This window comes from Alteromonas sp. BMJM2 (assembly GCF_027257845.1).
Taxonomy (GTDB): domain Bacteria; phylum Pseudomonadota; class Gammaproteobacteria; order Enterobacterales; family Alteromonadaceae; genus Alteromonas.
In genome coordinates this window covers 1-13,352 of sequence record NZ_JAPVOT010000025.1, presented here as the reverse complement: position 1 = coordinate 13,352, position 13,352 = coordinate 1, and the positions used below count along the sequence as shown (strand labels likewise).

8 protein-coding genes are annotated in these 13,352 nt (G+C 42.0%); 6 read left to right on the top strand and 2 right to left on the bottom strand.

Going from position 1 to position 13,352, the window contains the following annotated elements; translation table 11 throughout:
* Window positions 1-12 precede the first annotated feature (12 nt).
* From O9X84_RS17615 to O9X84_RS17605, 3 genes are all read left to right on the top strand, one after another.
* On the top strand, window positions 13-1,023 hold the full coding sequence (locus tag O9X84_RS17615; RefSeq protein ID WP_269520990.1) for a zinc-binding alcohol dehydrogenase family protein: 1,011 nt from the start codon (window positions 13-15) through the stop codon (window positions 1,021-1,023).
* Window positions 1,024-1,225: 202 nt separating this feature from the next.
* Window positions 1,226-2,611 carry a GGDEF domain-containing response regulator gene (locus O9X84_RS17610; protein ID WP_269520989.1) on the top strand — a complete coding sequence of 462 codons (1,386 nt, stop codon included), beginning with the start codon at window positions 1,226-1,228 and terminating at the stop codon, window positions 2,609-2,611.
* Window positions 2,612-2,814: 203 nt separating this feature from the next.
* On the top strand, window positions 2,815-5,217 hold the full coding sequence (locus O9X84_RS17605) for a PAS domain-containing protein (RefSeq protein WP_269520988.1): 2,403 nt from the start codon (window positions 2,815-2,817) through the stop codon (window positions 5,215-5,217).
* A 128-nt stretch (window positions 5,218-5,345) separates the two neighbouring features.
* On the opposite strand, the gene O9X84_RS17600 is transcribed toward O9X84_RS17605, so the two are convergent.
* On the bottom strand, window positions 5,346-6,341 hold the full coding sequence (locus O9X84_RS17600; protein ID WP_269520987.1) for a YhdH/YhfP family quinone oxidoreductase: 996 nt from the start codon (window positions 6,339-6,341) through the stop codon (window positions 5,346-5,348).
* A 126-nt stretch (window positions 6,342-6,467) separates the two neighbouring features.
* Between O9X84_RS17600 and O9X84_RS17595 the strand changes: the two genes are divergently transcribed.
* A complete protein-coding gene (locus O9X84_RS17595; RefSeq protein ID WP_269520986.1) occupies window positions 6,468-6,878 on the top strand; it encodes a winged helix-turn-helix transcriptional regulator in 411 nt (136 codons plus the stop codon).
* A gap of 242 nt (window positions 6,879-7,120) precedes the next feature.
* Here O9X84_RS17595 and gtfA read toward each other — a convergent pair whose 3' ends face one another.
* Window positions 7,121-8,620: a sucrose phosphorylase gene (gene gtfA, locus O9X84_RS17590; protein WP_269520985.1), complete on the bottom strand. Its 1,500-nt coding sequence runs from the start codon at window positions 8,618-8,620 to the stop codon at window positions 7,121-7,123.
* A gap of 624 nt (window positions 8,621-9,244) precedes the next feature.
* Between gtfA and O9X84_RS17585 the strand changes: the two genes are divergently transcribed.
* Together O9X84_RS17585 and O9X84_RS17580 are read left to right on the top strand one after the other, a co-directional pair.
* Window positions 9,245-9,541, top strand: coding sequence for a hypothetical protein (locus O9X84_RS17585; protein ID WP_269520984.1), 297 nt, complete (start codon window positions 9,245-9,247; stop codon window positions 9,539-9,541).
* Between the two features lie 137 nt (window positions 9,542-9,678).
* A complete protein-coding gene (locus tag O9X84_RS17580; protein ID WP_269520983.1) occupies window positions 9,679-13,257 on the top strand; it encodes an RHS repeat domain-containing protein in 3,579 nt (1,192 codons plus the stop codon).
* Window positions 13,258-13,352 lie beyond the last annotated feature (95 nt).

Sequence of the window (13,352 nt, the reverse complement as noted above, 5' to 3'; positions counted from 1 at the left end):
AAGGAGTTGATAATGAAGGCCGTAGGCTACACTCGCTCGTTAGCGATAGAAGAAGAAAGTGCGCTAGAAGATATCGAAGTAGAAAAGCCCAGTGTAACAGGCACCGATTTACTTGTAAAAATTAGTGCCATTGCCGTTAATCCAGTAGATTGCAAAATTCGGCAACGGGTTGAGCCACAAGGACAACCAAAAATACTTGGTTGGGATGCCGTTGGCGTAGTGGAAGAGGTAGGAAGCAATGTTACGGCATTCGCGGTGGGCGATCGCGTGTATTATGCAGGAGACCTTACTCGTCAAGGCACTAACGCAGAGTATCAATTGGTTGATGAGCGTATTGTGGCATTAGCGCCAAAGTCGCTGTCTGATAGCGAGGCGGCAGCGCTGCCGCTTACTACCATTACGGCTTACGAATTACTGTTTGATCACCTGTTGCTAAAACAGCAACAAGAAAAAAGTAATGAAGTGGTGCTCGTGGTTGGAGCAGCAGGCGGAGTAGGCTCTATTATGCTGCAGCTATTGAAGGTGCTAACTGGCGCTACAGTTATCGCCACAGCGTCTCGAGATGAGACGAAATCATGGGTTAAATCCCTCGGCGCTGATCATATTATCGACCACAGTAAACCTATGGCCGAGCAAATAAAGGCACTTAATGTAGGGCAGGTAACGCATGTTGCCAGCTTAACTAATTCCGAAGCCAATATAGAGATGTTTGTTGAGGTAATGAAACCGAAAGGCAAGCTGGCGTTAATTGACGACCCTGAAAGTATTGATGTATCGAAGCTTAAGCAAAAAAGTTTGTCGCTGCATTGGGAGTTTATGTTCACTCGCTCAATGTTTGAAACCGACGATATGATTGAACAGCACCGTCTGCTAAAACATGTCGCCGATTTGGTTGATAATAAAAAAATCAAAACCACAGTAGGTAAGCATTTAGGGAAAATAAATGCCGAAAACCTTATTACTGCGCACAAGCAGCTTGAGGCCGGAACCGCTGTCGGTAAACTCGTGCTAGAGGGTTTTTAAAAAATACCTATCACTAAGTGACAAAAAGGGCGTTTATACGCCCTTTTTTGTGCCTCACTCGTAGACATCTGATTACACATATTTGGAGCGCTAATGCACTATTGACGCAGCGTTAGTGGAATCAGTTGAATTTTGGCGGTAAAAGACTATTTTTTAAAAAGAGATAAATATTAATAGTAGTGCGGAGTAGAGGTTGGAGAACGTGAACGATATTACTGACGGTTCAAAAGGGGTTACTGATTTAGAACAAGAGAAAGATAATATCGATAAACCATCAATTCTCTGCGTAGACGATGAAGTGTTTATATTGCACGCTTTGCGCCGGCAGCTTCGCTTTCTTGGCGACATTCACATTGAGGAATCTTGTCTCAGTGCACTTGAACTTATTAAGTCTCAAACCTTCGATATTATAATTACTGATATGAAGCTACCCGACATGACTGGTGCTGAATTTTTAGCAGATGTGAACGGGTTGGAGCTTGATGATGTTCCAGAGTGTCTCCTCATTACAGGGTATTCAGATAGCGATTCGTTGGAATCAGCGATTAATACCGGTTTGGTTCAGCGGTTTTTAAATAAACCATGGAAACAAAACGAATTAATCGTTGCCGTTCAAGATCTTCTTCAAAAACGAAAACTAAAAAAGGAGAACCGAAAGTTAAGCCTTGAAATACATCAACGCAACCAGCAATTAAATAGCACAAATAAGCGGCTCACTCGCGCTCAAGTATTGGTCGATAAGTATGTCCTATCTGCCAATATTAACGCTGACGGACGTATTGCTCACGTGTCTACTGCGTTTTCTGAGCTTACCGGTTTTAGTTCTTATGACCTTGTTGGAGAGACTCATAAAGTGCTTTGCGAGCAAGATACACCCTCTGATGTGTTAAATGATATGTATTCTACCCTGCTGAATGGCAAGGCGTGGTCAGGTGAAATTACTGCACGGTCAAAAGATAACACGATGATTTATGTGGATGCGTCCATCGAGCCAGAAACTGATAGTACGGATAAATTACTAGGCTTCACTGGGTTCTATCAAGATATTACCGATAAGAAGCGCATTGAGTTGCTGTCTGTTACCGACCAACTTACTGGAATTTATAATCGTAGAAAACTTGAGCTTGAATTAGAGCATGAGTTAAGTAGGGCGAATCGCTATGAAAATAGCCTGTCGATAATAGTAATTGATATCGACTTATTCAAACAGGTTAATGATACTTATGGTCATCAAGTTGGTGATAAGATTTTAGTGTCAGTGGCAAATCTCATAAAAGACAATATTCGGCGCTCAGATATTCTTGCCCGCTGGGGCGGTGAAGAGTTCATTATTATGAGTACACAAACTGCACTGGCCGGCGCGTTAACTTTGGCTGAAAAAGTGCGAGGCTTATTAGCGTCTTGCAAGATGGATGTAGTAGGCACCATTACCGCTAGCTTTGGCGTAGCAGAGTATCGACAAAATGAATCTACAGAGAGCCTGTTTAAGCGAGCAGATACCTTACTTTATAAAGCGAAAGAAGCGGGTCGTAATCGAGTTGAAGGTGAGTCACTTTCACTTGATGAGAAAAGTCATCTCGATGGCTGAATGTGTGCATAGTAGATATAACTAACAAGCTGGCGATATCACCGTGCTGAAATCCATAAACACTAATTTTTAATCTATCCCCCTTAAATCAATATAAATAGATGTTATTACAAGTTTTATTTAGCCTGATATTACTGCTATGCTATTTTTAATATAACGTTTACAACCCTCTGTAAATGTTCTTCCCAATGAGTGAGAAGAGTTTGGCCTTAACTAATATTAGTAGCGATCATTACCTCTTCACTGAATTAAAAGATTTATTAAAAAGTGATGACCGCTTGTTTAACTTCATTGAGAGTTCTGCTCTTGATGGGGTTTGGTTTTGGGATTTGGAAAATCCTGAAAAAGGCTGGATGAGTCCCACCTTCTGGAAAATACTCGGTTACGACCCTACCAGTAAACAACACCTTCGGTCGGAGTGGCAAAATATTGTTAATCAAGACGACGTTAAATTAGCCCTTCAAAATCTAGAAAATCATTATGCCGATGAGAGCTCAATCTTCGATCAGGTCATGAGATACACCCATAAATCGGGACACACTATTTGGGTTCGCTGTCGAGGCATATCAATCAGAAACAGTGAAGGCAAGCCTATTCGGATGCTTGGCGCGCAAACGGATGTTTCCGACATTAAAGAGCAGGAACGCTCGCGAACAGAGGATGAGGAAAAACAGAAACTTGCTTTTCAAAAGCAGGCTACGCTGCTAGATGAACTCGAAAAAACCGCCAATATCGGTACGTGGGAAGTCAATTTACAAACAAGTAATGTAGTGTGGAGCGACCAAACAAAACGCATTCATGAGGTGCCTCTCGACTACGAACCGAATCTAGAAGAAGGCATCAATTTTTATAAGCCAGGAGAAAGCCAAAGGCTTATTACTGAAGCGGTAGAGAAGGGGGTTAGCAAAGGTGAGCCTTGGAACTTGGAGCTTGAACTTGTTACTGCAACTGGGCGAAACATTTGGGTAAGGGCTCAAGGAAGGCCTCAATTTGAAAATGGCGAGTGCACCGGGCTATTTGGCGTTTTTCAAGATATAACGCCGCAAAAGCAAATAGAGGCACAGAAACAAAAAGTTCGCGAGCGGGCGGTAGCAGAATCAATACGGCTACAGGTCGCTAACGATGCCCTTGGTATGGGAGTGTGGGAGTTCGACCTTATTACCGAAGAGTTGCTTTGGGATAAGTGGATGTATTTGCTTTACGGTGTGTCCGAAGAGCAGTTTACCGGTGCGTTTGAAGCATGGGAAAACACCATCCACCCGGATGACATTGATGATGCAAAAGCATTACTCGACTATTCAATAGAAAACGATATTAAATTTGACACCCAGTTTCGTGTGGTAATGCCAAACGGTAACATTAAGCACCTTAAGGCCAACGCTATTATTCTTCGTAACGACGCAGGGGAGCCAGTAAAAGCCATTGGTGTTAACTACGATATTACCGATAAAGTCGAAACTATGAAGGTGCTCGAGCAAGAAAAGCAGCGGGCAGAGGCAGCAGCAAAAGCGAAAAGTGATTTTCTTGCCAATATGAGCCATGAAATACGCACACCTATGAATGCCATTCTTGGTGGTCTTCAATTGTTGAGAAACTCCGATATCCAAGGAAACCTTCGTACCATTCTCGATAACTCCGCATTCTCAGCACAAAGTTTGCTCACCATTATCAACGATATTCTCGACTATTCAAAAATTGACTCGAATAAACTCAGTATAGAGCTTGCACCATTTTCGTTGCTAGAGGTACTCGATGCCGTTAAATATGACATGGATGAAATGCTAAGCAGCAAGGGCGTGGCCTTTTCTGTCGAAATCGATAAAAACTTTCAAGATGGCTGGATTGGGGACATTGTTAGGGTAAAACAAATAATTTTGAATCTTGTTTCGAATGCTGTGAAGTTCACCAGTAATGGCTCGGTGAGAATAAACGTTGCCAATAGTGAACGCAAAGGCAAACAAGTGATAGCCATAAAAGTTATCGACTCTGGCATAGGCATGAGCAAAGAAGCCCAACAGCGGATATTCGAGCGGTTTTCACAAGCCGACGCCAGCACCACACGGCGCTATGGCGGCACAGGACTTGGAATGGCTATTACATTAAGCTTAATAGACTTAATGAAAGGAGATATTAAGCTCAACAGTATTGAAGGTACGGGCACAACAGTAACCGTATTGTTGCCACTTGAGCCAACACAATTTGATACGCAAACTAGAGCCAAAAAATCATTGTCTGCCCCATTGATGTCTAACAAAAAGATACTGATTGCTGAAGACAACGCTATTAATCAAGTGGTTATTCAAACCATGCTAGAAGAGACGATGGCTGCAATAACCATGGTAGATAACGGCAAACAAGCGGTTGATGCGGTACAAAAAGAAGACTTTGACCTCATTCTTATGGATATACATATGCCGGAAATGGATGGTGTGGAAGCCCATAGACAAATAAGCGCAATGAAAAAGCATATTCCTGTTATTGCGCTTACCGCTAATGTGATGCCTGAAGACGTAGCTCGCTACCTAAAAGAAGGGTTTGACAGCCACTTAGGCAAACCAATAGACATGAATCAATTGTTTGGCATGTTAAAGCAATACAGTCGATAGTTTGCCTTTAAGCGTTACAGTTATTGTTTTCGGCTGTAGGCCTTTTAATCACTCACATCTTAAAAAGTGCATTAGACTCCTGTCTTTTGCACTTTCGCCTTTTGCACTTTCGCCTTTTGAATCCTTGGCTATAGGTCTAAATTTACAAGTGTACGACCAGACAACTGACCTTTTAAAATAGCGTCAATTTTTTCGTCTAGCTGAGATAAACCGACCTCAGTGGTTAATGCTTCAAGTTGATTGAGTTTCCAATCACCGGCAAGCTTATCCCATAGCCTTATTCTAGGAGGCATAGGGCACTGTACTGAGTCTATGCCTAGTAATGACACTCCGCGCAATATAAAGGGAAATACGCTTACATCAAGCTGAGCTGAAGCGGTAAGCCCGCAACAGGTAACAACACCACCGTATTGAGTCGACTTAATTGCCTGAGCAAGAAACTCACCGCCGACTGTATCCACCACACCAGCGTATTGCTCTTTAAGCATTGGGCGCTCTTTATTCTCTAGCAAGCTATCGCGATTTATCACACGGGCAGCGCCTAAAGATATAAGGAAGTCGGCCTGTGAGTCTTTGCCTGTGCAGCCTACCACGCTAAACCCTGCTTGGGCGAGCAACGCCACGGCGACGCTTCCAACGCCTCCCGTTGCACCTGTTACAAGTATTTCGCCGTCTTCTGGCGTTACATTGTTTTCAACTAGCCCTTGTACAGACAATCCAGCAGTAAAGCCTGCAGTGCCTAAAACCATAGCTTCTTTTAACGACAGGCCGTCAGGTTTAGCAACCGCCCATGACGAAGGAATTCGGATATATTCTGCAAACCCTCCAGAGGTATTCATACCCAGATCGTAGCCCGTAATGATGACATCATCACCTTCGTTAAACGCGTTATCATCGCAAGACACAACAGTGCCTGCTGCATCAATGCCTGGAGTGTGAGGAAAGTTTCGGCTTACGCCAGGATTGCCTGAAGCAGAAAGCGCATCTTTATAGTTAAGCGAGGAGTATTTTACTTTTACAAGAAGCGCCCCTTCAGGAAGTTCATCCACATGTCGCTCAACCACAGAACGTGAAAAGGTTTTATCTTCAGATTTCTCTACAAGCAATGCTTGAAATGTTGTCATTGTAGCTTTCCTTAACTGTTATTTACTTGCACTCCATTCTGACGGTAAATTTATTTTGTGCAAGTATGCACTTTTTAGTAGGGTAGTACCCAAAATGATACTATTGAGCTTTATTGAGGGTGCAGCATGGCGCAAGTATTAAAAACGGACAGTGCTCGCTTAAGTGAGCATAAGAGTGAGCTCGAAATAGAAAATGAAAGCGAGCGTGAGAGCAATCAAGACACTCCGCAATATATTTGCGGTGTGGCTGTCTCACTTGAGATTATTGGTGGTAAGTGGAAAGGCGTAATTTTATGGCATTTATGCCACAAAACACTTCGATTCAGCCAGTTAAGACGCCGACTGCAAGGGGTGACACAAAAAATGCTCACCCAGCAGCTGCGAGAATTAGAGCGAGATAAACTCGTAAATCGTAAAGTTTATGCCGAAGTGCCACCGCGGGTAGAATATTCGTTAACTGAGCTTGGGCGAACATTAGAGCCCACGTTGCGTCAGTTATGTGAATGGGGAAAAGATTACAACGACGATCATCGCTAAACGCCGGTCATAAACAGAAAATTGCTTTTAAAAAAGCACAGGTTAGTGAATATACTTTCAATACGCATGTGAAAATATTGGCTGAACCTACACCACGCAAATAAAAGGTGCTTTTAAGAAATACTTTCAAAATAAGTTTCTCAAAGCAAGCCTCTAAATCCAAAGCTCTTAATGAAAGAAAGGCCCGAAACCGAAGTTTCGAGCCTTTTGTATTGACGGAATCCGTAGTGTCTTCGCTGTAATTAGCCTAACAGCTCACTAATTTTTATTGTAGACGCTTTTTCTGCGTCTTTAATATGGATAGCGGCATTCACAGCATTAATATCAGTAGCATTAAAGTCGATTTCAAGACGAGCGCTATCTCCTTGATTTTCCCAGTTCAAAGCAAGCAGGCTATCTTCATACGACACAGAAAAATCACCATTAAAAGCGTTGCTGTGATTTCGTAACTTAATGAGCTCAAACAACCCTTTAACGACCGGCTTTTCAATGGCTTCTTCTACTGTTTTAGTCGACAAATACGGGCGGTTTATATCGCGGCCTACATTCGTCTTAGCCAAAAGCTCCTTGTCGTTATCGGCGGCGAGTAGCCCTCCATAGTAAACTTGTGGAATACCAGGGCTGAAGAATTGGATGGCGCGGGCTAAAAGATAGCTAAAATCGTTCTTACCCAGAGCATCGTAATAAGTACAGTTTACCTGATACAAATCCACATTATTCGCTGCAGCCCCTGTAGCTTTTCTCGACTCGCCGTTTGAATTTGTATGTATTTGTTCAACAAGCGCGTTTATCGCCTCGTTTTCAAGGAGTCCGGGCTTGTCGCCATTTGCACCAACATCAACAATGCCAATACCGTCGTGAGTGTCTAGTACAGTAAAACAGTTGCGTGGAGAAATAGACAACCAGTGGGCTAGGGCACTTGCATCTTGGGTAAATAGGGTATGCAACACCAGTGGTGGCAACGCAAAGTCATACACGCTGTCGCAGCGCTCTGCAATTTCAATTTGTGTTTGATAATGACTGTGAATTTCAACAAGACACTGCATGTTCATAGAGCGTGCTCGTGTGCTTAATTCTTCAATAAACGCAAAAGTCTCTTCAAGCATAAAGCAGTTAGTGCCCGCTCGTTTGATAGCATAACCGGCAGCATCAAGACGGATCAGGTCCACATTATTATCGGTAAACGAAGTAAGGATTGACGATAAGTAGTCTTTCCCAAGGTCAGACTCAACGTCTATGTCAATTTGATTTGAGGTGAATGTGGTCCAAAAAGGCGCCGATTCATTGCCTGCAATATTATAGTCGCTAAAAAACGGTGTTGGACGAGGTCTAAAAACCTGCGCAATTTGCGCATCAGTTTCATCGTCGTCGTTGCTAGTAAAAACGTCTTGTTTAGTCAAAAAGAGAGGCCAGTATTTGGAGTCTCTACCGTGCTGTAGTACATCACGAAACTGCTGACTCTGCGCTGACATATGATTAACAATAAGGTCTGCCATAATATCAACAGACTCCCCCATTTTTTTCACATGGCCCCAATCGCCAAGACGCTTATCGACACTTGTATGATCAATAGGGTCGAAACCGGCATCTTCACCATCAAAGGGATAATAAAATGGTAATAAATGCACACCCTTAAATAAGTTCGCCAGTGCACCATTTAAAAGGCTATTAAGGCTTTCGATACTGCCATCGCCCAATCTATCTGCATAAGTAATTAACTGAACGCCGTTGCTTATAGACATTGAAATTCTCCGAAAATACGGTTGTTACAGTAGGCGCAGTAAGTACGCCTTGGTATGTAATGAATACCATTAAGCAAGAACCGCTTTATTAAAGTCACTTTTAATAAGGTAGAGGTTTAGCTTAACAATCAGTGACACGAGAGTAGAGTCGTTAATCCTAACGACCTTATAACTCGAACTTTTCTTAATCGATTAAGTTGCTGAGGAAGAATATAGCAATGGAATACCTGCTTGTAAATAAGATGTTTACTTCTCCTATCGAGAGTAGAGAGTTAGTTAAAGCGTCAATTTTCTAAGCTCAATTCGTTTGTGCAAAATAGTAATCAGTATGATCATGCCGATTATTAACTAATGGCATATTTGTGAAAGGTAATGAGTATTACATTAATTTTATTTAATGTTTTGTGATTTTTCAACTCAATCGGTCGGTTAAAATTTTACAAATGTCGCTCTGGGGCACCCTTTTTGATGAGACTAGTTAACATTTATCTGATTTTAAAGATTTCTAGGGCTCGATGACAATAAGTTTCACTGGAGTTTCAATTGATAATTTTTTGTTGAATGTTGGTTGATTTCCTGTAGGTTTACTTCGAAAAATTACAGAGAAATATTCAGGGAAGAAAGATGAAAAAAAACTTGCTTAATATGTCAACCGCAATACTGTCAGCCTTGTGGATTAGCGGACTTTCAACCAACACCTTAGCAACAGAAGACGTAGAGCCGATCGTTGAATGGGAAAAGAAGCAAAACGCTGAAGAGCGTCTTGAAGTTTTCGGTGATGGATTTTTGGGTGACTCGATTGACCCTCACACTGGGTCACTGTCGTTTAGTCATACAGATATTGAACTTCCTGGAAATTCATCACTTAGCGTTTCACTTCGCAGACAGCGAACAAGCGGAATGCAGTATAGGACGGTGTAGATGTCGAGTTTGGTGATTGGAGCATGCAAGTTCCACGTATCTCAGTTACATCATTGGATCTCCGTCCATGGGTAGGTAACCGCTGCAGTAGTAGCACATCTGAAATCTTACGACCTTATTCCACTAAACATAACTACATGAACGCTAGAGACTATTCAAATGGTATTCAAGTAGAGATACCTGGTCAGGGTTCGCAACAACTTCTTGATGACAATGGGTCTCAAATTTGGCCATCTTCTGCTAAAAAAGTAACAAAAGCTAACTGGTATTTTACTTGTATATCTTCCAATGATGGGGGACAAGGCTTTTTGGGACATGCTCCAAATGGAGATGTTTACCGTTTTAATCATGCGTACATCGTTGACGCTCCTAGAATGGGCTTCATAAGAGCAAACCCACTAGAGCGAAATGTTTACATCATCGCTGCCACCGAGGTAAAAGATAAATACGGAAACTGGGTCAAGTATCAATATGACAGTTTAAATCGCCTAAAAAAGATATACAGTAATGATAATCGCGTCATATCTTTAGGTTACAGTGGCTCATCAAAATTAGTACGTTCAGCTTCTGCGGGTGGAGAATCATGGCACTTTGAGTATACGAAAAATAGTTATACAAGAAAACAATGGATGCCCTCGGCTTTTAAACCGTTGCATGGTCATTCTTTAAATAAAGTTGTTAGGCCAGATATGTCGTTTTGGTCAATGAACCTTGATGATTTAAGTGCATCTCCAGCGCCTAGCGGACGCGATTACTGCCAGAAATTTCAACATACTGTTTCCATCACCCATCCATATGGTGCTACTGGTACTTTTACTCTTAAAGATATTGAACACCGACATGTTCTTGCTTCACAGGTCAGGCGTACTGAAACTTGTATGACTGGCGAGCCAGAAGCCACATCCCCCGGCTTTGGTCCAGCCTTGCCATTAGATAATGATGTAACTACGTCCACAATGGCTCTTATTAGAAAAGAGGTGACTGGTGGATCGATTGATACTGCAGTTTGGACTTATGAATATGAGAATGATAAAGGACCATCTGGTTCATCTTCCTCAGATAGAACAAACTGGACCAGGGTTACTGCACCTGACGCTCACTACACTTACTATCATGCGTGGGTAAGCGAGCCGCTTTCAGGAAAGTTGGTCAAGAAGGAAACTCGAGAAACTTCTACAGGACCTTCTCTCAGGACAGAAGATTACACTTATGTTAAAGAAAGTGCAGTCGGTCATTCCTACGTTATAACCTACCCAGGACCAAGCGACTCTAATACACCGGTACATACTACAAAAATAGTCACGACGCAAAATGGTGATACTTTCACGCAAGAATCAACATTCAATATAAATCACAATTCAACAGATTATTCATACTCCTATCCCGTTAGCCAATCGATAAAATCTAATGTGTCGACTACGAAGCGAACTACAATTACCGAATATTTTCACAATAAAAGTTTGTGGAAACTAGGGCTACCAAAGAAGCAATTGGTCAATGGGCGTTTGATTCAAGAGAATTCATATAACCCTAAAGGCTTGAAGGTTATTGAAAAGCGAAATGGAGCTTTTTATGCAGAATATGGTTACCACAATGATGGTAATTTTGCGTGGGTTAGGGACGGTGAAGATCGTAAGATTTATGCAGCTGAATATAAGCGCGGTACTCCACAAACTGTAACTCGCGCTGATGGGGTTGAAGTAAAGCAGATGGTTGATTATTTTGGTCGAGTTATATCGATTGAAGATGGAAATGGTAACATTACAGCTTATAATCGCGACGAAATGGGGAGGCTTAAAGAAGTAGATTTCCCTGGGAATTGGGCTAACGTGAGGCATAGCTATGTGTTCGGGTCTAATCCTGTCCATTCCATTACAAGATCCAATGCTAAGACAATTATCACTTACGACTCAATGTTCAGGCCGATATTAGTCGAGACAAAAGACTTTCTTACAAATAAATCATCATACGTGAGAACGCAATATGATGAGGCAGGGCGGAAGGTGTTTGAATCTTTTCCATCGCGAAGCAGCACTGCTAATGAAGGTACAAAATCAGAATATGATGGGTTAAACCGTTTAATTAAAACACATGAGACGGTAGCTCCTTTTTCGCAAACAACAATAAGTTATCACGGTCAGCACAAGCGTACTGTAACCGATAGTGACGGTTATCAAACTCACTATTACCACTATGGATACGATGGTCCTGACTACAAAGATATCAAGGCAATTCATTCCCCAATGGGAGTGTTTACAACCATAGATAAAAACGTTTGGGGCGAAGTTGTTTCAGTCACTCAGGTTGGTGATGGTGAATATGGCTCACCTCAAAATGGGACTGGAAACGATGATGATTCTGATAGTGGTAACGGTGACAGTGGTTCTGGAAGTATTGGGTCAGGTGGAAATGGAACAGTCTCGCCTATTGGTCCTATTACAATAGGACCAGGAAACCCCGGTTCAGGAATATCTAGTGCTAGTAATAGTGACAATGAGACAAAAATGTTTACACGTCGCTATTATTATAACAACAAGCGCTTACTTTGCCGTATAAGTGAGCCTGAAGTTGGTGACACACTTTATCAGTACGACAATTCTAATTGGTTAAAAGCGTATCAGAAAGGGGCGAGTAAAGGCACGAGTTGCAGTTTACCAAGCGGCGGAGCGAAAGTTAGTCTCGAGCGTTACGATACAGGACTTATTAAACGTAGAAACTATGCGAGTAGCTCTACTCCTGATGTCTACTTTACTTACGATAACAATAACAACTTAAAAACTGTGCAGCGAAGCGGTGTTAACTGGTCGTACAGTTATAATAACCTGGGCTTACTGAATAGTGAGCGCTTGAGTGTTGATGGACGCCAATACAACATTGATTATGCTTATAATAGTGCAGCGCACCTAGTTTCTATGGGATACCCAAGTTCTAAAACAATTAGATTTAACCCAGATGGCTTAGGGCGAGCTCGTCAAGCATATGACGGCTCAGTCTATTATGCCAATAACATTTCCTACCATCCGAATAGTACTTTGAGTAAATTAAATTACGGCAATGGCCACCGTTTTGAGCAGACTCTTAATGCAAGTTTGCTACCGGAACGCTTAACTGTCGCTAAAAATAATATAAAGGCCCTTGATTTGGCTTATTCTTATGACAAACGCAAATTGGTGACAAACATCAAAGACCGAGCGATGAGCGGTAACGATCGAACATTGGATTATGATGGCCTAGAGCGCCTGACAACTTCTACAGGACCATGGGGAACTGGGATTGTCGAATACGATACCTTAGGTAATATAATTCGAAAAAAATTGGGTACCCGGCAAGTAAACATGACGTATGATTCAAATAATCGTTTGAATCGTGCGATCGATTCGGGTGGGATCGGTGGTACGACAGGCGATCGTAGTTTCTTCTACGACAGTCGCGGTAATGTTACTTCTGCTGGTAATCAAGACTTTGTTTATGATTATGCTGATCAACCTATATCACTGAATGGCGAGGCTGTTGGTAGCTATCGCTATGATGGAAATATGAAGCGTGTGAAATCTACAGTCGAAGGCAAAACTATATACAATGTCTTTAACCTTGCTGGAAAGTTAGTACACATCGATAATGTTTCAGAGAGTAAGCGAACGGACTATGTACGTGCTGGTGGTATAACTATCGCACGTTTAGTAAATAACACATATGAGCCTCCGGGCTGTCAATGAAAAAAGATAGCCCTTTGACCGCTATTTCAAGATCAATACCGTTGCCTTTTTAGAACTCGTTTACTTCGTCTGTCATGGTTGATGTTAGGCAAATT